Source organism: Actinomadura sp. NPDC048032 (assembly GCF_040653175.1).
Taxonomy (GTDB): Bacteria; Actinomycetota; Actinomycetes; order Streptosporangiales; family Streptosporangiaceae; genus Spirillospora; species Spirillospora verrucosospora.
In genome coordinates, this window is sequence record NZ_JBEZJP010000077.1 from 1 (window position 1) to 25,030 (window position 25,030).

23 protein-coding genes and 1 pseudogene are annotated in these 25,030 nt (G+C 74.5%); 17 read left to right on the forward strand and 7 right to left on the reverse strand.

Annotated features, from left to right (window positions below):
• From AB0C69_RS13450 to AB0C69_RS13485, 8 genes and pseudogenes are all read left to right on the forward strand, one after another.
• A pseudogene (locus AB0C69_RS13450) lies at window positions 1-527 on the forward strand (aminoglycoside phosphotransferase); the annotation flags it as partial.
• A 141-nt stretch (window positions 528-668) separates the two neighbouring features.
• On the forward strand, window positions 669-1,535 hold the full coding sequence (locus tag AB0C69_RS13455; protein ID WP_360353252.1) for an NAD(P)-dependent oxidoreductase: 867 nt from the start codon (window positions 669-671) through the stop codon (window positions 1,533-1,535).
• 80 nt (window positions 1,536-1,615) lie between these two features.
• Window positions 1,616-2,005, forward strand: a complete 390-nt coding sequence (locus AB0C69_RS13460; protein WP_345186038.1) for a VOC family protein — start codon at window positions 1,616-1,618, stop codon at window positions 2,003-2,005.
• Between the two features lie 13 nt (window positions 2,006-2,018).
• Window positions 2,019-2,621, forward strand: a complete 603-nt coding sequence (locus AB0C69_RS13465) for a class I SAM-dependent methyltransferase (RefSeq protein ID WP_345186040.1) — start codon at window positions 2,019-2,021, stop codon at window positions 2,619-2,621.
• Window positions 2,622-2,688: 67 nt separating this feature from the next.
• Window positions 2,689-3,528: a hypothetical protein gene (locus AB0C69_RS13470; protein WP_360353255.1), complete on the forward strand. Its 840-nt coding sequence runs from the start codon at window positions 2,689-2,691 to the stop codon at window positions 3,526-3,528.
• Window positions 3,525-4,619 carry a hypothetical protein gene (locus AB0C69_RS13475; protein WP_360353257.1) on the forward strand — a complete coding sequence of 365 codons (1,095 nt, stop codon included), beginning with the start codon at window positions 3,525-3,527 and terminating at the stop codon, window positions 4,617-4,619. Before AB0C69_RS13470 ends, AB0C69_RS13475 begins: the two co-directional genes overlap by 4 nt.
• Before the next feature lie 7 nt (window positions 4,620-4,626).
• Complete coding sequence (locus tag AB0C69_RS13480; RefSeq protein WP_360353259.1) at window positions 4,627-6,099, forward strand: hypothetical protein; 1,473 nt, start codon at window positions 4,627-4,629, stop codon at window positions 6,097-6,099.
• Window positions 6,096-7,457 (forward strand): AAA family ATPase, encoded by a 1,362-nt coding sequence (locus AB0C69_RS13485; protein ID WP_360353261.1) that lies wholly within the window; start codon window positions 6,096-6,098, stop codon window positions 7,455-7,457. The genes AB0C69_RS13480 and AB0C69_RS13485 overlap by 4 nt, the downstream gene beginning before the upstream one ends.
• A gap of 27 nt (window positions 7,458-7,484) precedes the next feature.
• Here AB0C69_RS13485 and AB0C69_RS13490 read toward each other — a convergent pair whose 3' ends face one another.
• Window positions 7,485-8,273, reverse strand: a complete 789-nt coding sequence (locus tag AB0C69_RS13490; RefSeq protein ID WP_353832642.1) for an ATP-binding cassette domain-containing protein — start codon at window positions 8,271-8,273, stop codon at window positions 7,485-7,487.
• A 192-nt stretch (window positions 8,274-8,465) separates the two neighbouring features.
• On the opposite strand from AB0C69_RS13490, the gene AB0C69_RS13495 reads away from it, so the two are divergent.
• The 3 genes from AB0C69_RS13495 (at window position 8,466) to AB0C69_RS13505 (ending at window position 10,127) form a co-directional block, all read left to right on the forward strand.
• A complete protein-coding gene (locus tag AB0C69_RS13495; RefSeq protein WP_360353264.1) occupies window positions 8,466-8,981 on the forward strand; it encodes a hypothetical protein in 516 nt (171 codons plus the stop codon).
• Between the two features lie 102 nt (window positions 8,982-9,083).
• Window positions 9,084-9,773: a hypothetical protein gene (locus AB0C69_RS13500; protein WP_345186057.1), complete on the forward strand. Its 690-nt coding sequence runs from the start codon at window positions 9,084-9,086 to the stop codon at window positions 9,771-9,773.
• A gap of 132 nt (window positions 9,774-9,905) precedes the next feature.
• Window positions 9,906-10,127, forward strand: coding sequence for a hypothetical protein (locus AB0C69_RS13505; RefSeq protein ID WP_345186060.1), 222 nt, complete (start codon window positions 9,906-9,908; stop codon window positions 10,125-10,127).
• 35 nt (window positions 10,128-10,162) lie between these two features.
• Here AB0C69_RS13505 and AB0C69_RS13510 read toward each other — a convergent pair whose 3' ends face one another.
• The 3 genes from AB0C69_RS13510 to hrpA all read right to left on the reverse strand — a co-directional run bounded on the left by AB0C69_RS13510 (window position 10,163) and on the right by hrpA (window position 16,750).
• Window positions 10,163-11,710 (reverse strand): chromosome segregation ATPase, encoded by a 1,548-nt coding sequence (locus tag AB0C69_RS13510; protein ID WP_360353266.1) that lies wholly within the window; start codon window positions 11,708-11,710, stop codon window positions 10,163-10,165.
• Between the two features lie 27 nt (window positions 11,711-11,737).
• Window positions 11,738-12,739, reverse strand: coding sequence for a prolyl aminopeptidase (pip, locus tag AB0C69_RS13515; protein WP_360353284.1), 1,002 nt, complete (start codon window positions 12,737-12,739; stop codon window positions 11,738-11,740).
• Between the two features lie 78 nt (window positions 12,740-12,817).
• Complete coding sequence (gene hrpA / locus AB0C69_RS13520; RefSeq protein ID WP_360353268.1) at window positions 12,818-16,750, reverse strand: ATP-dependent RNA helicase HrpA; 3,933 nt, start codon at window positions 16,748-16,750, stop codon at window positions 12,818-12,820.
• 218 nt (window positions 16,751-16,968) lie between these two features.
• On the opposite strand from hrpA, the gene AB0C69_RS13525 reads away from it, so the two are divergent.
• Window positions 16,969-18,387 carry a serine/threonine-protein kinase gene (locus AB0C69_RS13525; protein ID WP_360353270.1) on the forward strand — a complete coding sequence of 473 codons (1,419 nt, stop codon included), beginning with the start codon at window positions 16,969-16,971 and terminating at the stop codon, window positions 18,385-18,387.
• A 33-nt stretch (window positions 18,388-18,420) separates the two neighbouring features.
• Here AB0C69_RS13525 and AB0C69_RS13530 read toward each other — a convergent pair whose 3' ends face one another.
• Together AB0C69_RS13530 and AB0C69_RS13535 are read right to left on the reverse strand one after the other, a co-directional pair.
• Window positions 18,421-19,329, reverse strand: coding sequence for an SDR family oxidoreductase (locus AB0C69_RS13530; protein ID WP_360353272.1), 909 nt, complete (start codon window positions 19,327-19,329; stop codon window positions 18,421-18,423).
• A complete protein-coding gene (locus AB0C69_RS13535) occupies window positions 19,326-20,099 on the reverse strand; it encodes an SDR family oxidoreductase (protein ID WP_353834733.1) in 774 nt (257 codons plus the stop codon). Before AB0C69_RS13535 ends, AB0C69_RS13530 begins: the two co-directional genes overlap by 4 nt.
• A gap of 111 nt (window positions 20,100-20,210) precedes the next feature.
• On the opposite strand from AB0C69_RS13535, the gene AB0C69_RS13540 reads away from it, so the two are divergent.
• From AB0C69_RS13540 to AB0C69_RS13555, 4 genes are read left to right on the forward strand one after another with little or no spacing between them, the layout of a single operon-like run.
• Window positions 20,211-20,957 (forward strand): enoyl-CoA hydratase family protein, encoded by a 747-nt coding sequence (locus AB0C69_RS13540; RefSeq protein WP_345187400.1) that lies wholly within the window; start codon window positions 20,211-20,213, stop codon window positions 20,955-20,957.
• Entirely contained in the window at window positions 20,954-21,817 is an 864-nt protein-coding gene (locus AB0C69_RS13545; RefSeq protein WP_360353275.1) for a CoA-transferase, read from the forward strand. The genes AB0C69_RS13540 and AB0C69_RS13545 overlap by 4 nt, the downstream gene beginning before the upstream one ends.
• A complete protein-coding gene (locus AB0C69_RS13550; protein ID WP_360353277.1) occupies window positions 21,814-22,545 on the forward strand; it encodes a CoA-transferase in 732 nt (243 codons plus the stop codon). The genes AB0C69_RS13545 and AB0C69_RS13550 overlap by 4 nt, the downstream gene beginning before the upstream one ends.
• Window positions 22,546-22,586: 41 nt before the next feature.
• Complete coding sequence (locus AB0C69_RS13555; RefSeq protein ID WP_353834730.1) at window positions 22,587-23,681, forward strand: nitronate monooxygenase; 1,095 nt, start codon at window positions 22,587-22,589, stop codon at window positions 23,679-23,681.
• Here the strand turns inward: AB0C69_RS13555 and AB0C69_RS13560 are convergent.
• Complete coding sequence (locus AB0C69_RS13560; protein WP_360353280.1) at window positions 23,678-24,298, reverse strand: TetR/AcrR family transcriptional regulator; 621 nt, start codon at window positions 24,296-24,298, stop codon at window positions 23,678-23,680. The genes AB0C69_RS13555 and AB0C69_RS13560 overlap by 4 nt on opposite strands.
• 68 nt (window positions 24,299-24,366) lie before the next feature.
• On the opposite strand from AB0C69_RS13560, the gene AB0C69_RS13565 reads away from it, so the two are divergent.
• The gene (locus AB0C69_RS13565; protein ID WP_360353282.1) at window positions 24,367-24,948 is read left to right on the forward strand and encodes a peroxiredoxin-like family protein; all 582 of its coding nucleotides are present in this window, start codon (window positions 24,367-24,369) and stop codon (window positions 24,946-24,948) included.
• Window positions 24,949-25,030 lie beyond the last annotated feature (82 nt).

The following is a 25,030-nucleotide window of genomic DNA, read 5'->3' on the forward strand; positions in this document are numbered from 1 at the left end:
CCGCGCGCCGCCTGCGGGAACGCCGCGCCCTGCTCACCGAGTTCGCCGGGCACCAGCCGCCCGACATCGAGGTGAGCACGGTCGGGCACCTGCACGGCTCGTTCCATGCCGAGCACCTCCGCTACGGCGGGTCGGGCAACGTCACCGCCGTGCTCGGCTGGGACGGCCTCACCACGGGCCCGGTCGCGGGGGAGGTCGTGCGCTCGGCGGCGCGGCTGTTCGCCTGCGAGGACGATCGCGGCCTCGATCTCGACCGCGTCCAGGCGTTCGTGCGCGGGCACCGCTCCGCCTTCCCGCTGGACGCCGGCCAGATCCAGTCGGCCGTGCACCGCGAATGGTGGGAGCGGCTCTGCGACGTCGTCCCGCTGCGGCACCGCTACCTCGGCGAGGACGGCGCGGGCGAGCGCGCTCCCGCCACGCTCGTGAGCTGGTGGTCGGCGCATCTCGACCGCACCCTCGACGCCTTCGCCGTGCCCTACACCGCCGTGTACGCCGACGCGCCCGGCGACAGCCCCGCCTACGGCTGACCGGCCGCCGCGACGGTCGGACGGCGCGGCGGCGCATCCCGCCCTCCCGGCGGGTAAGGACCCTGCGGATGCGGATCGGACCGCGATGTGCGAGCCTCGTCCCGCACGATTATGTATCGAACAGTCCATAAGGAGGGGCAGATGACTCAGGTCGCAGTGCTCGGCGCCGGGATCATGGGTGCCGCGATGGCCCGCAACCTGCTGCGGAACGGCCACGGGGTCGCCGTCTGGAACCGCACGGCCGCCCGCGCGGAGCCGCTCGCCGCCGACGGCGCCGCCGTCGCGGCCTCCCCCGCCGAGGCCGTGCGGGACGCCGACGTCGTCATCACCATGCTGAACGACGCCGAGACCGCCCTGGCGGTGATGGACGAGGCCGCCCCCGGGCTGAGCGCCGGGCAGGTCTGGGCGCAGATGGGCACGGTCGGCGTCGCGGACGTGCCCCGGCTGGCCCGGTTCGCCGACGGCCACGGGCTGGCGTTCGTCGACGCGCCCGTTCAGGGCACCAAGCAGCCCGCCGAGCAGGGCAAGCTCATCATCCTCGCGGCCGGGCCGCAGGACGTGCGCAAGGTTCTGGAGCCGGTCTTCGGCGCGGTCGGCGGCAAGACGGTGTGGCTGGACGACGACGGCGCGGGCGGCGCGGGCACCCGGCTCAAGCTGGCCGCCGTGAGCTACGCCATCTCGCTGACGTCGGTCGTCGCCGAGTCGGTGGCGCTGGCGAAGGGCCTCGGGCTCGACCCGTCCCTGCTCGGCGAGGTCCTCACCGGCGGCCCGCTCGACAGCCCCTACCTGCAGGTCAAGATGAAGGCGATGCTCGACGGCGACTTCGAGCCGAGCTTCGCGGTCCGCAACGCCGAGAAGAACACCCGGCTCATCCACGACTCGGCTGCGGCGGCGGGCGTCCGCGTCGACGTCAACGACGCGGCGGGCGAGCGCTTCCGGCGCGCGATCGAGCAGGGGCACGGCGACGAGGACATGGCCGCCACCTACCGCGCGAGCTTCGCGGACTGAGCCGGGCCGGCACCGGGCCGACTCGCGCGGGCGGGCGCGCCGGTACGCGCGCCGGGCGGCGCCGGGGTCAGGATGGTGCCATGGACGTACTGAGCAGCCGCATCCTGCTTCGCCCCGCCGATCCGGCGCTGACCCAGCGCTTCTACCGCGACGTGCTGGGACTCGCCGTGTACCGGGAGTTCGGTCCGGCCGACTCCCCCGGCGTGGTGTTCTTCCTCGGTCCGGGCCTGCTGGAGGTGTCGGGGCACGGCGGCGGCCGGACCGGGTCGTCGCCGATGCTCTGGCTCCAGGTCCGCGACGTCCGGGACGAGCACGACCGGCTCGCGGCCGCCGGCGCCCGCGTCACGCGGGAGCCGCGCGAGGAGCCGTGGGGACTGGTCGAGATGTGGATCGAGGACCCCGACGGCGTCAAGATCGTTATTGTGGAGGTGCCGGAGGGGCACCCCCTCCGCCGCGACCCGCGCTCCTGACCCGGCGGTGACGATGACCGGCGACTACTGGAACCACAACACGCACTACCACGGCGTCGTGCTGCGCAACGTGCCGCGCGGATGCGGCGAGGCGCTGGACGTCGGCTGCGGCGACGGCCTGCTGGCGCGCCGCCTCGCGCCCCGCGCGGTGCACGTCACCGGGCTCGACCGGTCGCCGGACATGGTCGCCGAGGCGGCGCGGTCGAGCGAGGGCGTCGGCAACGTCGACTTCGTCGAGGCGGGCCTCCTCGAGTACGACCTGCCGGAGGACTTCTACGACTTCGTCTGCAGCGTCGCCGCCATCCACCACATGGACTTCGTCAAGGGCCTGACGGCGATGCGCGGCGCCGTCAGGCCGGGCGGCACCCTGGTGGTCATCGGTCTGGCGAGCAACAAGGGGCCGCGCGACCGGGCGTACGCGGCGGCCGGCCTCCCGGCGCACTACTTCCACCGGTTCCGCAACCGCCGGCGCGCGGGCGACCCCGACGCCCCGGTCATGGACCCCGACATGACGTGGGGCGAGGTGCGGGACGAGGCGCTGCGGCTGCTGCCCGGCGCCGTGTTCCGCAGGCACCTGCTGTGGCGCTACTCCCTCGTGTGGCGCAGGCCGCGCTGACCCCGTCCGGACCCCACAAAACTGGAAAACACTGGAAGTGTCGGGAAGTACCTGTACTGTCTGCCGCATGTCCCGGCCCCCCGGCGTCCCGACCCCCGACGAGCTGGAGGCGCGCATCACCGAGCTGCGCGCCGCCGTGCGCCGGGCCATGGCCGCCGGCGACCGGGTGCGGGCCCGCGAGCTGCGCGCCGAACTGCGCCGGGGCGAGGCGGCGTGGGACGACGCCGTCCTCGGCGAGACCACCGGGTCCGGCGCCCGCCGCGACGCGCACGACGGCCCGCGCGGCCTGCTGCCCGTCCGGGAGCAGGTCCACCAGGCCCTCACCCTGCTCGGGGCGCCCGCCGCGCCGAAGCTGATCGGGTCGGTGTACGCGGCGTTCTTCCCCGGCGAGATCCCCGGGAGCAGCCTGACGAGCCTGCGCCGCGACGAGGAGCGCTCCTTCCGCACCGCGCCGTACGCGCGCCCCTACTACCTGTGCGCCGCGCTGACCGCCGACCTGCTCGCGCCCGCGCGCGGCCTGCTCACCGTGAGCACGTGGCCGCTGGAGCAGCGCGTCGTCGGGCCGCTCAGCCCGCGCACCGACTTCCTCACCTGCGCGCTGCGCCTGGCCGAGCACGCCGGGCGCGGGTCGCCGTCGCCGGACGTGCAGCGGCTGCTGTGGCGTTTCGCGTCCAACATTCCCGGTGCGGCCACCGGTACGGTCGGTACAGTCGATCCGGCCGTGCTCGCCGAGGCCGCCCGGGCCGAGCTGGACGTGCACCGCGCCTCGGACCGGCGGCGGCGCGAGTCGGCCGCGGCACGCGCCCGGGAGCGGCTCGACGACGCCGAACGGCTGTTCGGAACCCGGCTGCGGGCCCTGCGGGATCCCGGCCGGCGCCCCGCCATCAACGGAGAGACGGACCGATGACCGACACCGCGCCGGACCTGGACCGGCTGCGCGGCGACGCGCCCCCGCGCAACCACGACGCCCGCACGATCGCCGCGCTCACGTCCAATCCGGGCTGCGCCCGCCGCGGGGTGATGGACGCGGCGGGCGTCGACAAGGACGCGGTCGCGCGGGCCCTGGGCTTCCCCGCGCCGTTCGGCCAGTCGCAGTTCGCGATCACGCGCGGGAACGCGTTCGAGGCGCAGGTGAAGGCGGACGGCTGCGCGGAGCTGCTGACGCTGCTGCGCGAGCGGCTCGGCCTCGCCGTCCCCGAGGTCGCCTACGACGACCTGGAGGTGGTCGCGGGCAACGAGGGCCGGGAGCTGCGGCACTCGCGCACCCGGCGGCTGGTCGCCCGCGCGCTGGAGACCGGAGAGGGGACGCTGTTCGACCATCCGCTGCTGCGGCTGGAGATCGCCGGGCGGCCCGCCTACCTGGAGCCGGACGTGATCGCGTTCCAGCTCGAAGGCCGGATGCACGTCATCGAGATCAAGTCGTTCGCGGTCGTGGACGGGCAGGCCGAGCCGGAGCAGGTCGCGGCGGCGGCCCGCCAGTCGGCGGTGTACGTGCTGGCGCTGCGGCGCCTGGCGGCCGAGCTCGGGCACGACCCGGCGCGCGTGTCGCACGAGGTGTTCCTCGTCTGCCCGGAGAACTTCTCGAACCGGCCCACCGCGACGCCGCTGGACGTGCGTCCCCAGCTCGCCGTCCTGGAACGGCAGCTCGCGCGCCTCACCCGCGTCGACGACATCCTCGCCGAGCTGCCGGACGACCTGACGTTCGCGCCCGGGGACGCGCTCGCCGAGTCCGTGCGGGCCGTCGAGGCGCGGTACGCGCCCGAGTGCATGGCGGGCTGCGAGATGGCGCTGTTCTGCCGGGACGAGGCGCGGGCGTGCGGCTCGACGGGCGCGCTCGGCCGGTCCGTCCGCGACGACCTCGGCGGCATCGACACGATCGGCGCCGCGCTCGCGCTGGCGGACGGGTCGCTGCATCCCTCCGACGACCTGGCCGAGACGGCCGAGCAGCTGCGCGCCGCGGCCCGGCTGCGCGACGAGGCGCTGCACGGGGCCGCGTGATCCGCCCATGAGTGCGCTGTCCTCGCTCGCGCGGTTGCAGGCGGCGGCCGCCGGGATCGCGCAGCCGCTCGCGACCGTGCGGCACTGGCATGTCTCCGGCGCCCCGCTCGTGCTCGTCCCGTTGAAGCTCGCCGGGGAGGCGGCGGCGCCCCTGGCCGTGATGCTCGGCAGCGACCCCGGCGACGCGACCCTGCTCGTGGTCCCGCAGCCCCGCAACCGCGACCTGCGGTTCGCCTTCGCGGCGAGCCTCGCCAAGCTCGTCCTGAACCACATCGAGACGAGCCGGGGCCCGGTCGAGGAGCTGCCGCCCGGCAAGGACGGCGAGGAGCGGATCCGGTACGGGGACGCGCCGCAGCTGCTCGTCCCGAACCGGGGCGGCGTCGCGTTCCTGCGGATGGTGGGCCGGTCGACGCGGTTCCGCAGCACCGAGGGCCCGTACGCGGTCGACCCCGCGGTGCCGGTGCTCGGCCGGTGGCTGACGTGGTTCGCCGACCGCCACGACCATCCGGGGTCGTCGCTGCTGGGGGCGGCGACCGAGCTGCTGCGGCTGCACTGGGCGACGGGCCAGAGCTCGCTGGAGGACGGCAACCTCGCCGCGCTGATGGGCTGGATCGACCCGCCGGACGGCCTCGACGGGCCCGCCGCGGCGGCCCGCGCCGAGGACCCCGTCGTCTGCCCGCCCGCGGGCCCGACGACCGACCCGACGTTCGACAACGAGGTCCTCGCCCCCGCGATCGCCGGCTACGACCGGTCGAACGGAGCGCCGGCGGCCGAGGAGCGGCTGCGCGCCGCGGTCGCGAGCCAGCTCACCCCGACCTGGGACCTGATGTGGCGGGCCGTCGAGCTGCTGCGGGCCCTGCCGGAGGGAGCGAGCGTCCCGCGCCGCTGGGAGCGCGACCGGGACGCCTTCACCTATTACCACCAGACGTTCGGCGAGGCGTATCCTCAGGCGCGCCGCGACCCGCCCGTCCGGGCGGCGCGGCGGCTGCACGACCTCGAACGCGCGCAGGACGCCTACGACGCGCAGCGGGCGTTCGACGATCCCCTGGTGATGGCCGAGCACCGGCTGGCCGGCCAGGCGTTCGGCGGAACGGTCACCGAGTGCGACCCCACCCGGCTGGACGAGACGGGCAAGCGGCCGAAGCTGCGCCCGCTGCTGCGGGTCGGCACGCGCGACCCGGTGCGGCTCGACGTCGGCACCACCGTGTGCAGCGCCGCCAGACCGGCGCTCAAGGGGAGGATCGTGGAGTTGGACGACGGCGGCGTGCTGCTGGAGCTGACCGGCGGGATGGGCCGCAAGCTCACCCCCGAGGCGGGCGCCGTCCCCGAGGTCGGCGACCGGGTGTGCTTCACCTCGCTGACGGAGGGCTCGTTCGGCGTGGCGAGGTTCCCCGACCGGGAGGACACGCCGTGGACGCACGGCGGGCCGCCCGTCGAGTACGTGCCGACCGACGAGGACGCCGAAGAGGAATGGTCGTGACCGGACACGCGGGCCGCCATCTGGCGCCGGTGGCGGCGCGGGCCCCGGAGCCGCCCCTCGAACCCGGCGAGGCCGCGGCGCGGGTCGTCGACGGCGTCCTGGCCGACCTCGGCGGCGGGCACCGCGGCGTGGTGGTCGACTCCCCGCCGGGAGCGGGCAAGTCGACGCTGGTGGTCCGCGCGGCCGCGCACCTGGCCGAGGCCGGCGAGCGGCTGATGATCGTGGCGCAGACCAACGAGCAGGTCGACGACCTCATCGACCGGATCGCCGCCAAGCATCCCGGCATCACGCTGGGGCGGCTGTCGGCGTCCGGCTACGTCCCGTCCGAGCGGGTCATCGCGCACCCGTCGGTGCGGGTGGCGCAGAAGGCCGACGACCTCGCCGACCGCACCGTCGTCATCGCGACGGGCGCCAAGTGGGCCACGCTCTCGGACGGGTCGTGGCCGTGGGCGATCGTCGACGAGGCGTACCAGATGCGCTCGGACCTGCTGCTGCGCATCGCCGGGCGGTTCGAGCGGGCGCTGTTCGTCGGCGACCCCGGCCAGCTCGACCCCTTCTCCACCGTCGAGGTCGAACGCTGGGCGGGCCTGACCTGGGACCCGATGCGCAGCGCCGTGTCGGTCCTGCTCGCGCACAACCCGGAGCTTCCCGTCCACCGGCTGCCGGTGTCCTGGCGGCTGCCCGCGTCGGCGGCGCCGGTGGTGTCGGAGGCGTTCTACCCGTTCACGGGGTTCCGCGCCGGGACGGGCCCGGGCGACCGGAGGCTGGAGTTCGCCGCGCGCGGCATGGGCACCACCTACGACCACGCGCTGGAGGAGGCGGCGGCCACCGGGTGGGCCCTCTACGAGCTGCCCGCCCGGCACACCCTGCGCACCGACTCCGAAGCCGTGCGCGCGACGGCCGCGCTCGCCGTCCGGCTGCTGCAGCGCGGCCCCGTCGCGCACTCCGAGCTGGGCTCCGAACCGGTGGACGCCGCGCGCGTCGCGATCGGCGCGGCCCACCGCGACCAGGTCACCGCGATCCGCGCCGCGCTCGGCCCGCACGGCGAGGGCATCACCGTCGACACCGCCAACCGGCTCCAGGGCCGCGAGTACGACGTGACGGTCGTGCTGCACCCGCTGTCGGGGCGCCGCGACGCGACCGCGTTCCACCTGGAGTCGGGACGGCTGTGCGTGCTGGCGTCGCGGCACCGCCACGCGTGCGTCGTGGTGGCGCGCGCGGGCATCCCCGAGCTGCTGGACGCGCATCCGTCCGCCGAGCCGGTGCACCTCGGCGTGCCGGTCAAGTTCCCGGACGGGTGGGAGGCGAACCAGGCGGTCCTGGCCCATCTCGCCAAGCACCGCGTCGCCGGCGGCTAGCCGGCCCCGGGAGTGCGCGACGGCCGGTCAGACCCGTCCGGCGGTCGCGGCCCAGCGCCCGTCGTGCCGGCTGATGGTGATCGGATGGTCGAAGCACGCGCTGACCAGCTCGGTCGTGAGGACCTCGCCGGAGGGTCCGGAGGCGAGCACCCGGCCCTCGCGCAGCAGGAGCGCGTGGCTGGTGCTGACCGGCAGCTCCTCCAGATGATGCGTGACGAGCACGGTGGTCAGGTCGGGGCGCTCGGCGCGCAGCTGGTCGAGGGCGGCGAGCAGCCGCTCCCGGGCGGCGACGTCCAGGCCCGTGGCGGGCTCGTCGAGCAGGAGCAGCGGCGGGTCGGGCATCAGCGCCCGCGCGATCAGCGCGCGTCCCCGCTCCCCCTGCGAGAGGTTCGGCCAGCGCGCGTCCGTGCGGTGCGTGAGGCCCATCAGCGCGATCAGCTCGTCCGCGCGGCGCAGCTCCCCCTCGGCGGGCGTCCAGCGCGGGACGAGCTCGATGGTGCCCGTCGCGCCGGTCAGGACGATCTCGCGGACCGTCCGCGCCGACTCCAGGGGGTGGCGCGGGTTGACCTGCCCGATCAGCCTGCGCAGCTCCTGGACGTCCACGCGGCCGAGCCGGCGCCCGAGGATCTCCGCCGTGCCGCGCGTCGGGTGGGCGTAGGCGCCGAGGACGCCGAGCAGCGTGCTCTTGCCGGCCCCGTTCGGGCCGATCAGCGCCCAGTGCTCGCCGCGCAGCACCGTCAGCGTGACGCGGTCGAGCAGCGTCCGCCGCTCGCGCACCAGATCGATCTTGTCGGCGTTCAGCACGACGTCGGGCACGGGACCTCCCGTTCGAGAGCACGGTATGTGGGCACGCGGGAGATGTGCGGCGTGCGGACGCGGGAGACCGGGGTCGCCGGGGCGGATGCGTCGGTGAAGGGTCATCACCGTACCCGAACGCCGCGGCCTGGTACGAGCGAGGCGTCCGGCCGGATACTGTGAGAGCCGGTGCCCCAGGGATCGGGGAGGGACATGGAGGACCTCGGCTTCATGTGCGCCCGCTGCGGCGGCGAGGTGCACGACGTGACGCACAACCGCGAGGGCACGCTCGACGGCGTCGGCTACCGCCACAACCGGCGGGTGGAGCCGTGGGACCACGAGCTGGAGCTCGCGGTCGGAGAACCCGCCCCGCTCGACCGGGTATGCGATTTCTGCGGCGTCGCCGCGCCGCAGTGGCTCTACTACCCGACGCTCGATCCCGACGACACCGACATGTTCGAGGTCGAGCTCGACACCACGCACCTGTCGGACGACGACACCGCCGTGGCCGTCCTCAACATGCTCTATCCCTGGTACGGGTGCGACACGTGCTCGGTCCTCGTCGCCGATCGGAACGTCGACCTGCTCATCGCCCGCGCCCTCGACCGGACCCCCGTCCCCGCGGACGGCCCCGTCGACGAGGACACCGTCCGCGCCCGGCTGCGGGGCTCCCTCTCGGTCTTCTTCACCACCCGTCCGGGCAGGCCGCAGCCTTCCCGGGCCGTGTAGCGCGCGCGGCGCCCGGCTACCCCCGGGGGGTGGGATGTCGGTGGGGCTCAATATGATCGGTCCCGTTTTGGTTTGGTGTACGTGAGCACGGGGGACATAGAAATGATCATCGAGAGGCGGTTCCACGGGCCGGAGGGGTCCGGGAACGGCGGGTACGTGGCGGGGCGCCTGGCGGGGCGGGTGCCGATCGACACGGTGACCGTGACGCTGCGGCGGCCGCCGCCGCTGGAGACCGAGCTCGCCGTCACGGTGGAGGACGAGCGCGGGCACAGCGCGCGGCTCTGGGACGGCGAGCGGCTCGTCGCCGAGGCGCTGGCCGGCGCGATCGTGGTGCCGCCCATTGCGGCCGTCCCGTTCGAGGAGGCGCTCAAGGCGGCGGAGAAGTACCGGGCGGCGGAGAACCACCCGTTCCCCGGCTGCTTCGTCTGCGGGCCGGAGCGCGAGCCCGGCGACGGGCTGCGGCTCGAACCGGGCCCCGTCGCCGAGGGCACCGTCGCGGCGCCGTGGATCCCCGAGCGGGTGCCCGAGCGGGAGCTGGTGTGGGCCGTGCTGGACTGCCCCGGCGGCTGGTCGTTCGACGTCGCGGGCCGCCCGGCGGTCCTGGGCACGATGACGGCGCAGGTCATGGACGTGCCGGACGCCGGCGAGCGGTGCGTGGTGATGGGGTTCGCGCGCAGCCGCGAGGGCCGCAAGATGCACGCGGCGACGGCCCTGTACGGGGCCGACGGGCGGCTGCTGGGCCGCGCCGAGCAGATCTGGATCGAGGTCGATCCCGAGACGTTCGGGCGCTGACCGTCCGGCTGACGTTCCGACGGCGCAGCCGCCCGAGTCCGCCTGTTTCGGCGAATTGTGTCGTCCGACACTGTCACGCGCGCCGGATCCGCTGTTCAATCTGAGCTTCCGCGGAAAACGGGAGGCCGATCGATGCGCGGAGACGGGTTACTCATCGTGGGGCTGGCGGCGCTGGCCGTGTACACGGGGGCTTACTGGGAGCACGCCCGCCGCGCCGCGGTGGACATGGGGCGGAGCCGCCGGAGGGTCCCCGCGCCGCGGCGCACCGCGGCGAAGGAGCGCGACCAGGTCCTGATGTCCGCCTCGGTGGCGGCGCTGGCGCTCGCTCTGCTTCTGGTGGCCGGCCTCGGCTGAGCCCGGGACGGCGCGGCCGGCCCGGGCGTCGACGGTCAGGGGCCGGTGAACAGGGGGTCTTCCCGGTCCGCGCCGTTGAGGGGGCGGACCTGGTTCGGGGGGTTGCCGCCCGGGGCGAGGTGGCCGCCGGTGGTCGAGGCGGGCGTCCCGTTCGGGACGGGAGGCTGGTTCGGGACGGGGGCCCCGAGGGGCGCGGGCGCGCCGGGGCGGGCCGGGGCGCCTCCCGGGAAGGGGCCGCCGATCGGCGGCGGGCCCGGCGGCATGCCGGGCCCCGGGCCCGGGGCGGGGGCTCCGGTGGGCGGCACGCCGGGCGGGGGCGCCGGGTGGCCGCCGCCTGACATCCGCCCCCCGGGCGGGAAGTTCGACGACAGCGTGTTGTGGGTGAGCTGGTCGATCTGGCGGCGGGCGCGGTCGGCCTCGGCGCGGGCGGCGTCGCGCTCCTCGGCGAGTGCGGTGAGGGCGGCCTGCTGCTCGGCGACCGACTGCGACAGCTGCCGCAGCTGCACCGCCTGGTCGTTCACCTTGGCGTTCAGCTCGTCCCGCTCGGCCGTCGCGGCCGCGGCCTGGGACAGCGCGGTGTCGCGCTCCTTGGCGGCCTCGTCGGCGCGGGCGTTGGCGCGGACGACCTCCGCCTCGGCCTCCGACTGGGCGCGCATCGCGGTGGTGCGCTCGGCCTCGGCCTTGCTGGCGGCCTGCATGGCGCGCTGCCGCTGGGCCTCGGTGTCGCGCATGGCGTTGCGCAGGTCCTCGGCGCCCTGCTTGGCCACCGCGGCCTCCACGCGCTGCGTCTCGGCGGCGCTCTCCGCCTCGGCGAGCTTGGCGTGCAGGCCGACGAGCTCGGCCCGGGCGGCCTCCAGCGCGGCGAGCAGCTCGGTCTCTCGGGCCGCGACCCGGTCGCGCTCGCTCTCGGCGGCGAGCTTGGCCGTCATGGACTGCTGCGCGATCTGGTGGGCCTCCTCCCACGCCTGCTGCGCGGCGTCGCGCTTGGCGGTGGCGAGCCTGGCCTCCTCGCGGGCGCGGCTCGCCTCCCCCTCGGCCGTGTCGGCGCGCTTGCGGGACGAGACGGCCTCGTGCCACGCCTCCTCGGCCTTGCGCTGGGAGGCGTCGCGCTCGCTCTGCGCGATGGCGAGCTCGCGGGCGGCCTCGGCCCGCACCTCGGCGACGCGGCGCTCCACGCCGGCGACGCTCAGCTCGGAGGTCAGCGAGTCGGCGAGCGCGTCGGCGGCCCGCTCCATCCGCTCGACGATCTCCCACGCCGACGCGACCTGCCCGGTGAGGCCCGGCGCGTCCCGGCCGCGGTCGCGGCGCTCGCGCGCCTCGTGGGCGCAGGCGCCGTCGTTGTCCTGGCAGTAGCGGACGGTGCGGGCGGCGCCGACCGGCTGCGGGACGGGGCGACCGCAGTTGGCGCACGGCCAGACCGTGACCGGGTCGCCCATGCGCGCGACCGCGGTCTCGGCGGGCGTTCCGGCCCCCGTGCCCTGGTACGCCGTGCCCTTGTGCGCCGTGCCCTCGGAGACCGCGCCCTGGGGAGCCGCGGCCGTCTCCTCGGGGCCGCTATTGTCGCGCTCATCGCTGTTAGGCATGGAATGAACCTTACGCACCCCCGCCCGTCACTGCAGTGACTTGGGTGGTACATGTGGGGGCGCCCACTTCGCCGGAAAGTGAGCGGCCAACTCGTCGGTGGCCTCGATGAGGCGGTCCCGCGTGCCGGGCTCGCCGCCGCCGTGCCCGGCGTCCTCGACGACGTGGAATCTCGCCTCCGGCCACGCGCGGTGCAGGTCCCACGCCTGCTCCAGCGGCGTCTTCACGTCGTAGCGCCCGTTCACGATCACCGCGGGGATGCGCCGGACTCGGTCCACGCCCCCGAGCAGCCCCTCGGGCGGGAGGAAGCCTCCGTTCGCGATGTAGTGGTGCATGATGCGGGCGAAGGCCACCGTCACCGCGTCGTCCAGCTCCGGCGGCGGGACGGGCAGGAGCGTGTTGGCCGCCATCTCCCACGCGGCCCAGGCGCGGGCGGCGGGGAGCCGGACGGCCGGGTCCGGGTGGCCGACGCGGCGGCCGTAGGCGGCCAGCAGGTCGTCCTGCTCGGCGGGCGGGATCGCGTCCCGGAACGCGGCCCACTCGGCGGGGAACAGCCGCGCCGCGCCGGTGGGGGTCAGCCCCCACGGCTCGTCCCACGGACGGACGAGGTAGATGCCGCGCAGCACCATGGCGGCGACCCGGTCGGGGTGCGTCTGCGCGTACGCGAGCGCGAGGGTGCTCCCCCAGCTGCCGCCGAACACGAGCCAGCGTTCGATCGACAGGTGCTCGCGCAGCCGCTCCATGTCGGCCACCAGGTGCGGCGTGGTGTTGCGGTCGAGCGGCACCGCGGGGTCGCCCGCGCCGGGCAGGCTCCGGCCGCAGTTGCGCTGGTCGAACAGGACGACGCGGTACCGGGCCGGGTCGAAGAACCGCCGGTGGTCGGGCAGCAGCCCCCCTCCGGGCCCGCCGTGCAGGAAGACCGCGGGCAGTCCGTCGGGATTGCCGCAGGTCTCCCAGTAGACGCGGTCGCCGTCGCCGACGTCCAGCAGCCCGGAGTCGTAGGGCTCGATCGGTGGATAGTACTCCCGCAAGGCCATGTCCCAGTATCACCCGACATGATCACGGTGCCGCCGGTGCGGGCATCTGGAGCTGTTCGCGCGCACGCCCGTCTAGAGCTGGGCCATCGCCTTGCGGATGCGCTTGTCGGAGACGGGGAAGCGCGTGCCGAGCTGCTGGGCGAAGAGGCTGACCCGCAGCTCCTCCAGCATCCAGCGGATCTGCCGGGCCGGCTCCTCCTCGCGCCGGGACGGGGGAAGCCGGCGCAACGCCTGGTCGTACTCCTGCGCCAGCACCTCGACCTGGTGCGCGAGCATGCGGTCGCGTCCCGGGTTCTCGGGAAGCTTGTCGAGCCTCACCTGCAGGGCGCGCAAGTAGCGCGGCAGGTCCGGCAGCCGGGCCCAGCCGGTCGCGGTGACGAACCCCGGCCGCACCAGCGTGCCGAGATGGCCGCGGACGTCGGTGAGCGCGGGCACGAGCGTGAGGCTCGCCGTACCACGCAGCCGCCGGTCGATCTCGTGCGATTCGGCGAGGATCCGTTCGACCAGGGCGACGATCTGGGCCGTCGCGTCGTGCAGGTCGGCGCGGACCCGGTCGTACAGGGCGCGGAAGCCGTCCTCGTCCCACGCGGGCCCGCCCGCCTCGGCGATGAGCCGGTCGGCGGCGGCGGTGACGCAGTCGTCGAACAGCGCCGCGATGGAGCCGTGCGGGTTGTGGCTGAGCGCCAGCTTGCCCTGGTTGGTCAGGCGGCTCTGGATGAGCTTCACCGGCGACGGCGCGTTCAGCAGGATCAGCCGCCGCGTGCCGAGCCACATCGCGCGGCGCTGCTCGGCCTCCGTCTCGTACATGCGGACGGCGACGGCGTCGCCCTCGTCGGTGAGCGCCGGATAGGCCTTGACGTCGTACCCGGCCTGGTTGCGCTCGTAGGTGCGGGGCAGCTCGCCGATCGTCCACGCGGTGAGCCCGGACCGCTCGATCGTGGACGCGGCCTTGGACAGCGTCCCGCGCACCTTCCCGGCGAGGCGGCGTTTCAGCTCGTCCAGGTCGGTGCCCTCCCCGAGGGTCCGGCCCGCCGCGTCCAGGACCCGGAAGGTGATGCGCAGGTGGGCGGGCAGCCGGGACGGGTCCCACGCCTCCCGCGCGACCGGCACGCTCGTCATCGCGGTCAGCTCGCGCTCCAGGGCGTCCAGCAGCGGCTCGGTGCGCGGCGCGACGCGGTCGAGGATCTTGCGGGCGTAGTCGGGCGCCGGGACGAAGTTGACGCGCAGCTGCTTCGGCAGCGACCGGATCAGCTCGGTGACCAGTTCGGCGCGCAGGCCCGGCACCTGCCAGTCGAAGCCGGCGGGCCGCACCTGGTTGAGGACCTGGACGGGGATGTGCACGGTGACGCCGTCGGCGTCGGTGCCCGGCTCGAACTGGTAGGTGAGCCGCAGCCGCAGCGCGCCCTGCTGCCACACGTCCGGGTAGTCGGACTCGCTGACGCCGCCCGCCGACTCGTTGATGAGCATCGACTTCTCGAACCCGAGCATGTCGGGGTCGGCGCGCCGGGCCTTCTTCCACCAGGCGTCGAAGTGCCGCCCGGAGACGACGTCCTCGGGGATCCGCGCGTCGTAGAAGTCGAAGAGGGTCTCGTCGTCGACGAGGATGTCGCGGCGCCGGGCGCGGTGCTCCAGCTCCTCCACCTCGTCCAGCAGGGCGCGGTTGTCGTGGAAGAACCGGTGGTGGGTCTCCCAGTCGCCCTCGACGAGCGCGTGCCGGATGAACAGCTCGCGCGACAGGGCCGGGTCGATGGCGCCGTAGTTGACGCGGCGGTCGGCGACGATCGGGACCCCGTAGAGGGTGACCTTCTCGCGCGCCATGACGGCCGCCTGCTTCTTCGACCAGTGCGGCTCGCTGTAGTTGCGCTTCACCAGGTGCTGCGCGAGGGGTTCGACCCACTCGGGCTCGATCCGGGCGTTGATCCGCCCCCACAGCCGGGACGTCTCGACCAGCTCCGCCGACATCACCCAGCGCGGCGGCTTCTTGAACAGCGACGACCCCGGGAACACCGCGAACTTCGCGCCCCGGGCGCCGAGGTACTCCTGCCCGCGCCGCTGCTTGTCCTTCTTGTCGACGTCCATCAGCCCGATGTGGGACAGCAGGCCGGCGAGCAGCGAGGTGTGGATGCGGTCGGGCGGCGCGTCGGCGGTGTTGAGCGTGACGCCGAGGGACCTGGCGACCTGCTTGAGCTGGCCGTGCAGGTCCTGCCACTCGCGGATGCGCAGGTAGTGCAGGAACTCGTTCTTGCACATGCGGCGGAACGCGCTGCCCGACAGTTCCGCCTGCCGCTCGCGCAGGTAGTTCCACAGGTTCAGGTAGGCGAGGAAGTCGGAGCCGGGGTCGGCGAACCGGCGGTGCCGCTCGTCGGCGGCCTGCTGGTTCTCGGCGGGACGCTCGCGCGGGTCCTGGATGGACAGCGCCGCCGCGATGATCAGCACCTCGCGGACGCAGCCGTTGCGGTCGGCCTCCAGGATCATGCGCCCGAGCCGGGGGTCGACGGGCAGCTGGGCCAGCCGGCGGCCGAGCGGGGTGAGGCGCTTGCGCGGGTCCTTCTCGGCGGGGTCGATCGCGCCGAGCTCGTGCAGGAGCTCGACGCCGGCCTTGACGTTGCGGCGGTCGGGCGGCTCTACGAACGGGAACGCGGCGATGTCGCCGAGGCCGAGCGCGGTCATCTGCAGGATGACCGACGCGAGGTTGGTCCGCAGGATCTCCGGCTCGGTGAACTCCGGGCGGGACTCGAAGTCCTCCTCGGAGTACAGCCGGATGCACACGCCCTCGGAGACGCGGCCGCAGCGGCCCTTGCGCTGGTTCGCCGAGGCCTGCGAGACCGGCTCGATCGGGAGCCGCTGCACCTTCAGCCGGTGGCTGTAGCGGGAGATGCGCGCGGTGCCGGGGTCGACGACGTACTTGATGCCGGGGACGGTCAGCGACGTCTCCGCGACGTTGGTGGCGAGCACGACCCGCCGCCCGCGGTGCGGCTGGAACACCCGGTGCTGCTCGGCCGACGACAGCCGCGCGTACAGCGGCAGGACCTCGGTCGTCCCGCGCCGGCGGGTGAAGTGCTTGGTGAGCGCGTCGGCGGTGTCGCGGATCTCCCGCTCGCCGCTGAGGAACACCAGGACGTCGCCGGGCTCCTCGCGGCCGAGCTCGTCGACCGCGTCGACGATCGCCTGGACCTGGTCGCGGTCGGGGTCGGCGGACGGGTCGTCCGGGTCGGTGACGGGGCGGTACCTGACCTCGACCGGATAGGTGCGCCCGGACACCTCCACGATCGGCGCGTCCCCGAAGTGCGCGGAGAACCGCTCCGGGTCGATCGTCGCGGAGGTGATGATCACCTTGAGGTCGGGGCGGCGCGGCAGGATCTCCCTGACGTAGCCGAGGAGGAAGTCGATGTTCAGGCTGCGCTCGTGCGCCTCGTCGATGATGAGCGTGTCGTACTGGCGCAGCAGCCGGTCGGTCTGGATCTCGGCGAGCAGGATGCCGTCGGTCATCAGCTTCACGAGCGTGTCGTCGCTCGACCGGTCGGTGAAGCGCACCTTGTAGCCGACGGTCTCGCCGAGTTCGGTGCCGAGCTCCTCCGCGATGCGGTCGCCGACCGTCCGCGCGGCGAGCCGCCGCGGCTGGGTGTGGCCGATGGAGCCGAGCACGCCCCTGCCCAGTTCGAGGCAGATCTTGGGGATCTGAGTCGTCTTGCCGGAGCCGGTCTCGCCCGCGACGATCACAACCTGGTGGTCGCGGATCGCGGCGAGGATGTCGCCCTTCTTCTGCGACACCGGCAGCTGCGCCGGATATGTGATCTCGGGCACGGCGAGACGCCGCCGCTCGACCCGCCGCTCGGCGGCCTCGACCTCGGCGGCGATCTCCTCGGCGACCTTCGCCCGGCGCGCGGCGTCCCGCGTCTTCTGGGCGCCGTCGATCCTGCGGCGCAGCCGGTGCTGGTCGCGCAGCATCAACTGCGGCAGGCGCGCGCGCAGGCCGGCGAGCGGCGATTCCACACTCGTCCCCATAACCATCGACAAGGATAGGGTTCCAGGCCCCCAGGGCCCCGCTCACCCCACAACCTTCGCACCGTAGCCGGAACACCCCGGCCAGTGCGATCCATTATCCGGCCCTTACAACGCCGTGCCGGTAAGCCGCATTCCTCCTGCCCCGGCCACGATCCGCGCCTGATCCTTCACCCAAAGCCACTGCGCCGGGCCCGGCCCGTCATTCATGATTGGGAGACGTGGAGACCCCGATCGCCGCCGGGCGCTACCGGATCGACAGCCACCTCGGATCCGGCGGCTTCGCCTCGGTCTGGCTGGGGCACGACCCCGACCTCGACTCCCCCGTCGCGATCAAGATCCTGGCCGGCCACTGGACGCTGCGCACCGACGTGCGGGACCGGTTCGTCCAGGAGGCGCGGCTGCTGCGCCGCGCCGACTCGCACCGGCTGGTGCAGGTCTTCGACATCGGGGAGCTGCCGGACGGCCGGCCCTACTTCGTGATGACCTACGCCGACCGCGGCACGCTGGCCGAGCGGCTCGCCGGCGGGCCGCTCCCGCCGGGCGAGGCGCTGCGCACCGCACAGGAGATCATCCGGGGCGTGCAGGAGCTGCACGACCTCGGCATCGTGCACCGCGACCTGAAGCCGTCCAACGTGCTGCTGCGGTCGGCGCCCGGCGGCGGCGAGCGCATCATGATCGCCGATCTCGGCATCGCGCGCACCGGGGAGCACCTGTCGAGGCTGACGCTGCCCGCCGGATCGCCCGGCTACATGGCGCCCGAGCAGACGCAGGTGGACGGCGCGCCGGACCGCCGCGCGGACGTCTACGGCCTGGGCGCGCTGACCCACCACCTGCTGACCGGGGAGCCGCCGGCCATGCCCCCGCGCCCGCTCGGGCAGACCCTGGCCGCGGTCCCCTCCGGGGTCGGCGCGGCCGTGATGCGCGCGCTCGATCCCGACCGGGACAGGCGCTGGGCGACGGCGGCGGACTTCGGGGAGGCGCTGGCGCGGGCCTCCGGGGAGACGCGCACCGGCGCGCTCGCGCCGAGAGGGCGCCCGCCGGGCGAGCACCGGCGCGGCCGGCGGGCGGCGGTGGCGGCGGCCGGTGCGGCCGCCGCGGTGGCCGTGGCCGCCGTCGCGTTCGCGGGGCTCCCCCACCGGGGCGACGGCGGCACTCCCCCGCAGGAGCGGAACAGGCAGTGGCTGCGGGCGGGGTCCGACGTCCCCGCCCGCTACCGCGACCTGGTCGTCCAGGCCGGAACGTGGTGCGAGCTGCGCGGGCTGAGCCCGGCGCTGATCGCGGCGATGCTGAAGGCGGAGAGCGGCTACGACCCGCACCTGTCCGACCCGGCGCACGACGAGTACGGCATCGCCCGGTGGACGCCGCACGTGCTGGCGTTCTGGCAGCCCGGCGGCCTCGACAACCCCGAGCCGAGGCCCGCCCAGATCACCCCGGAGCTGTCGATCCCCGCGATGGGCCGGTTCCTGTGCTACTGGGGGAAGGACCTCAAGAACGTGCCGGGCGACCCGGCCCTGAACCTGGCCGCCGCCTACCGCACCTCCGCCACGACGGTCGTGAAGTCGGGCGGCGTCCCGGCACGGGTCCGGCCGTACGCCGAGAAGGTGCGCTGGTACCTGAACGACTACCGGCCGCGCTGACGACGACCCGCCGCGCCGGGCGGCGGCCGCCGGTCAGCCGGCTCCGTAGACGGGTTCGGGGGCGGGGGCCTTCGCCAGGAGGTCCGTGACGACGTCGCCGACCTCCGCCGGGTCCCACCTCGCGCCCTTGTCCGCGGCGGGGCCGTGGCGGAAGGCGTCCATCACGCAGATCCTGCCGCCCTCGGCCTCGAACACCCGCCCGGTGACGTCCCGCGACTGCGCGGAGCCGAGCCAGACCACGAGCGGCGAGACGTTCTCCGGCGCCATGGCGTCGAACTCGCCCTCGGCGGGGGCGGCCATCGTCTGCGCGAAGACCTCCTCGGTCATCCGGGTGCGGGCGGCGGGCGCGATCGCGTTGACCGTCACGCCGTAGCGGGCGAGCTCGGCGGAGGCCACGAGGGTCAGCCCGACGATGCCCGCCTTGGCGGCGGAGTAGTTGCCCTGGCCGACGCTGCCGAGCAGCCCGGCGCCGGAGGAGGTGTTGACGACGCGCGCGTCCACGGCGCGGCCGGCCTTGCTCTCGGCCCGCCAGTACCGCCCGGCGTGCTTGAGCGGCAGGAAGTGGCCCTTGAGGTGCACGCGCATGACGGCGTCCCACTCGTCCTCGCCGAGGTTGACCAGCATCCGGTCGCGCAGGAACCCGGCGTTGTTGACGAGGGTGTCCAGCCGCCCGAACGCGCCGGTCGCGGCGGCGACCAGCGCGGCGGCGCCCTCGTCGGTGGCGATGTCGTCGGTGCTGGCGACCGCCCGCCCGCCGAGCGCCTCGATCTCCCGCACGACGTCGTGGGCGGGGCCCTCGGAGGCGTCGCCGGTGCCGTCGCGCGCGACGCCGAGGTCGTTGACGACGACGAGGGCGCCCTGCCGGGCGAACTCCAGCGCGTGCGCGCGGCCGAGGCCGCGTCCGGCGCCGGTGACGGCGACCACCCGGTCCTTGCAGATCATCGCGTTTCCTCCTTGTTGACGGTGGCGGCGTCCAGGAAGGCGGGGCGCTCTCCCCCGCCGTGCACCTGCATCGACGAGCCGGTCACGTAGGACGCCAGGTCGGACGCCAGGAACACGCAGGCGGCGCCGATGTCGTAGGGGTCGGCGAGGCGGCCCAGCGGGACGGTCGCCGCCACCGCGGCGACGCCGTCCTCGTCCCCGTAGTGCAGGTGCGCCAGCTCGGTGCGGACCATCCCGAGGACCAGCGTGTTGACCCGGATGTGCGGCGCCCACTCGACGGCCAGGGACTGGGTGAGGTTGTGCAGCCCCGCCTTGGCGGCGCCGTAGGCGGCGGTGCCCGGCGAGGGGCGCACCCCGCTGACGCTGCCGATGTTGATCACCGAGCCGCCCCCGGCCTCCATGATCCGCGGGCGCAGCGCGCGGGCCATGATCAGCGGGGCCGTCAGGTTCAGCTCCATGATCTTGACGTGGGTGCGCAGGGAGCCGTCGGCCACCGGCAGGTACGGGGCCCCGCCCGCGTTGTTGACGAGCACGTCCACGCGGTCGAGGCCGTCCGCGAAGGCCTGCACGGCGTCGGGGTCGCGCACGTCCAGCGAGACGAACCGCGCGGCCCGCCCTCCGGCCTCGGGCACCGCCTCCGGCTCGCGGCGGGCGACCGCGACCACGTCGGCTCCGGCCTCCAGGAAGGCGCGGCTGATCCCGGCGCCCACCCCGCGGACGCCCCCCGTCACCACGACGGTCCTGCCCTCCAGGTCGAGCGTCAGTGACATGCCGCCTCCGGTCCCGAGTACCCCGCGCCCTCCGGCTCCGATGACATTCCGCCTCCTCCGGACGGCTCTGCTACCGTCTGTTCTAACAAATGTTTGGTGGAAAGGTAGCGCATGGGAGTCTCCACCACGACCCTGGACGGGGTCGCCGAGATCGTCGTGGACGCGCCGCCGGTCAACGCCCTGACCGTCGCGGGCTGGTACGAGCTGGCCGACGCGGTGCTCGCGGCGGGCCGCGACCCCGGGGTCGGCGCCGTCGTGCTCCGCGCCGAGGGCCGGGGCTTCAACGCGGGCGTCGACATCAAGGAGATGCAGAGCACCGAGGGCCACGCCGCGCTGGTCGGCGCCAACCGCGGCTGCTTCGCGGCGTTCGCGGCCGTCTACGACTGCGAGGTCCCGGTCGTGGCGGCGGTGCACGGCTTCTGCCTCGGCGGCGGTGTCGGCCTGGCGGGCAACGCCGACATCGTGATCGCCTCGCGGGACGCCTACTTCGGGCTGCCCGAGGTCGACCGGGGCGCGCTCGGCGCCGCCACCCACCTCGCCCGGCTCGTCCCGCAGCACCTGATGCGGGCGATGGTCTACACGTGCCGCAACGTCACGGCCGAGGAGCTGCACCACCACGGCTCGGTGCTGGAGGTCGTCCCGGCCGGGGAGCTGCGCGCCAAGGCGATGGAGGTCGCCGCCGGCATCGCCGCGAAGGACCGGTACGTGATCCGGCGCGCCAAGGAGTCGCTCAACGGCATCGACCCGGTCGACGTCAGGCGCAGCTACCGCTACGAGCAGGGGTTCACGTTCGAGCTGAACCTGGTCGGCGCGGGCGACGAGCACCGCGACGCCTTCGTCGCCAAGGGGGGCCGATGAGTTCCAAGGTGATGTCCGTCGAGGAGATCGCGGGGTCGCTGGAGAGCGGCATGACGATCGGGATCGGCGGCTGGGGCTCGCGGCGCAAGCCGATGGCGCTGGTGCGCGCGATCCTGCGCTCCCCCGTCACCGACCTCACCGTCGTCGCCTACGGCGGGCCGGACGTGGGGCTGCTGTGCGCGGCGGGCAAGGTCCGCAGGCTCGTCACCGCGTTCGTGACGATGGACTCGATCCCGCTGGAGCCGCATTTCCGGCAGGCGCGCCAGTCCGGGGCCATCGAGCTGACCGAGTACGACGAGGGCATGTTCATGTTCGGGCTGTACGCGGCGGCGCATCGGCTGCCGTTCCTGCCCACCCCGGTCGGCCTCGGCTCCGACGTGATGAGGGTCAACCCGGAACTGCGGACGGTCCGGTCGCCCTACGAGGACGGGCAGGAGCTCGTCGCCGTCCCCGCCCTGCGGATGGACGCGGCGCTGGTGCACATGAACCGCGCCGACGCGCGCGGCAACGCCCAGTACCTCGGCCCCGACCCGTACATGGACGACCTGTTCGCCAAGGCGGCCGACCGGACGTACGTGTCGTGCGAGCGGCTCGTCGACACCGCCGACTTCGCCAAGGAGGGGCCGGTGCAGTCGCTGCTGATCAGCCGGTCGCAGGTGGCGGGCGTGGTGGAGACCCCGAACGGCGCGCACTTCACCGACTGCCTGCCCGACTTCGGGCGGGACGAGGCGTTCCAGAAGCTGTACGCGCAGTCGGCGGCCGATCCCGACCGGTGGGCGGCCTTCAGCGAGCGGTTCCTTTCCGGCGACGAGGCCGCCTACCAGGACGCGGTCCGGGTCTGGCGGGAGGAGGCGCGATGAGCGAGGCGACGAGGGCCGAGGTGTGCGCGGCCGCGTGCGCGGACCTGTTCCGGGGCGACGGGGAGATCGTCGCGGCCGCGGTGGCCGGGTTCGTCCCGATGCTGGGGTCCCGGCTGGCGCGCGCGACGTTCGCGCCCGACCTCCTGACCACCGACGGCGGGCCGTCGCTGAGCGCCGAGCCCGTCCCGCTCGGCGCGCAGGCCGGGACGGTCGAAGGCTGGCTGCCCTTCCGCGACCACCTGTGGCTCGTCCTGAACGGGCGGCGGCACGTGGTGATGGGGCCGAGCCAGATCGACGCGCACGGCAACACCAACATCTCGTGCATCGGCGACTGGAAGCAGCCCTCGCGGCAGCTCCTCGGCGTGCGCGGCGGGCCGGGGAACACGCTGCTGAACACGACGAGCTACTGGGTGCCGAAGCACTCGGCGCGCGTGTTCACCGAGAACGCTGACATGGTGAGCGGCGTCGGCTGGGACCGGGGCGCGCACGAGATCCGCGCCGTGGTGACCAACCTGGCCGTGCTCGACTTCGAGACCCCCGAGAAGCGGATGCGGCTGCGCTCGGTCCACCCCGGCGTGGGCGTCGAGGACGTGGTCGCGGCCACCGGCTTCGAGCTCGCCGTCCCGGACGAGGTGCCCGAGACGCGGCTGCCGGACGCCGAGGAACTGCGGATCATGCGCGAGGTCCTCGACCCCAAGGGACTGCGCGAGCGAGAGGTCCCGGCATGAGCGAAGCGAACCAGGGGGTCGCCTCCTCGCAAGGAGCAGGCGTGAGCGGGGCGGGCGCCGGGCAGGTGCTCGACACTCCGCTGACCCGGCTGGCGGGTGTGCGGCACCCGGTCGTCCAGACGGGCATGGGATGGGTGGCCGGGCCGCGGCTCGTCACGGCCGTGGCGAACGCGGGCGGCCTCGGCGTGCTGGCCTCGGCGACGATGACGCTCGACCAGCTCGCGGACGCGATCCACGAGGTCAAGGAGCGCACGGACGCCCCGTTCGGGGTCAACCTGCGGGCCGACGCCGGGGACGCGGGCGACCGCATCGACCTGCTCATCAAGGAGGGCGTGAAGGTCGCCTCCTTCGCGCTCGCGCCCAGGCGGGAGCTGATCGCCAAGCTCAAGGACGCCGGGCTCGTGGTGATCCCGTCGGTCGGCGCGCGGCGGCACGCGGAGAAGGTCGCGGGCTGGGGGGCCGACGCCGTCCTGGTGCAGGGCGGAGAGGGCGGCGGGCACACCGGCCCCGTCGCCACCACGCTGCTGCTCCCCCAGGTCGTGGACGCCGTCGACATCCCGGTGATCGCGGCCGGCGGCTTCTTCGACGGGCGCGGCCTCGCCGCCGCGCTCGCCTACGGCGCCGCGGGCGTCGCGATGGGCACCCGGTTCCTGCTGACGTCCGACAGCTCGGTTCCGGACGCGGTCAAGCAGGTCTACCTCCGGACCGGCGAGACCGTGGTGACGCGCCAGGTGGACGGCATGCCGCACCGCGTGCTGCGCAGCGGCCTGGTCGACGCGCTGGAGGACTCCGGCCGCGTCGGCGGGCTCGTCCGGGCGCTGCGCAACGGCGCCCGGTTCAAGAAGCTGTCCGGCATGTCGTGGCGGGAGATGATCGCCGACGGGAAGGCGATGAAGCACGGCAAGGACCTGTCGTGGTCGCAGGTCCTGATGGCCGCCAACACGCCCATGCTGCTGAAGGCCGCCATGGTGGACGGCCGGCCCGACCTCGGCGTGATGGCGTCGGGGCAGGTCGTCGGCGTGATCGACGACCTGCCGGACTGCGCCGACCTGATCGGCTCCATCGTGCGGCAGGCGGCCGAGGCCATCGCCGCGCAGCGCTCGTACCTGGCGGGCGACGGGGCCCGCAACGGTTAGGCCGGGCCTTCGCCCAGGCCGCGCAGCACGGCCGCCAGGCCCCCGCGGAACTCCTCGTCGGGGCCGATCCGGCGGCCGTGCCGCGCGGTCCGCGACAGGTGGGGGAACGCGTCGGCGGGCAGCGCGGCGAGCACGGCGGTCCCCTCCCCCTCCAGCCCGCCCAGGTGCTCCAGCTGGATCGCGCCGACGATGTAGGCGATCAGCGCGCGGAGCGCGATCGCCGCGCGCGGGCCGTCGAAGCCCGCGTCGGCGAGGATTCCGGCGACCGTCTCGCCCCAGCAGAGCGATCCCGCCGATTCGTGCCTGCGGGTGAGCGTCAGCGGCATGATCGCGGCGTGGGCGCCGAACGCGTCCCGCAGCTGCAGGGCCATCGTCTCGATCCGCGCCTCCCACGGCCCGGCGGGCGGCGGCGCGGCGTCGACCTCGGCGTAGACCAGGTCGACGACCAGCCCTTCCAGTTCCTCGCGGTCGCGCACGTACCGGTAGAGCGCCATGGTGCTCATTCCGAGCTCCTCGGCGACGGCGCGCATGGAGAGCCCGGCGAGGCCGTCCCGGTCGATGACGGCGAGCGCGGCTCCCGCGAGCCGCTCGGTGCTGAGGGAGCGTGGTCGAGGCATGGCGCTTGACAGCGTATGACATACGCTTACTCTCGTAGGCGTACGCCATACTCCTAAAAGGACCGCCCATGCATCTGGCACCCGGTTCCCATGTCCCCGCGCGGGAGCTGACCCCGGTCTTCGGGCCGCCGGTTCCCGTCCCCGGCCCCGGCCGCCTCGTCCACCTGGAGTTCCGCCGGTTCGCCGGCTGCCCGATCTGCAACCTGCACCTGCGCTCGATCGTGCTGCGGCACGGCGAGATCGAGGCCGCCGGGATCAGCGAGGTCGTGGTCTTCCACTCCACCGCGGAGGAACTGCGCGAGTACGTCGGCGACCTGCCGTTCCCCGTGGTCGGCGACCCGGCGAAGCGGCTGTACGCCGAGTTCGGCGTCGAGTCGGCGCGGCGCGCGCTGCTCGCCCCGCGCGTGTGGGGGACGGTCCTCCGCGCCGTCGTCCGCGGCACCTGGGACGTCCTGCGGCGACGCGAGCGCGCTCCCAGGCTGCTGCCCGACGGCGGCCGCTTCGGCCTGCCCGCCGACTTCCTGATCGGCTCCGACGGCAGGCTCGTCGCGGCCAAGTACGGCGAGCACGCCTACGACCAGTGGACGGTCGACGAACTGCTGGCCCTGGCCGCCCAGGCCCCGTCCCCCGGCCGGAACGCGGCGCGATGACCGCCCGCTCGGCGGGCTGCCCGAACCAGTCGATCCCGTTGATGGTCACCAGCTCCGAGGTCTGGCGGAGCGTGCCGGGCAG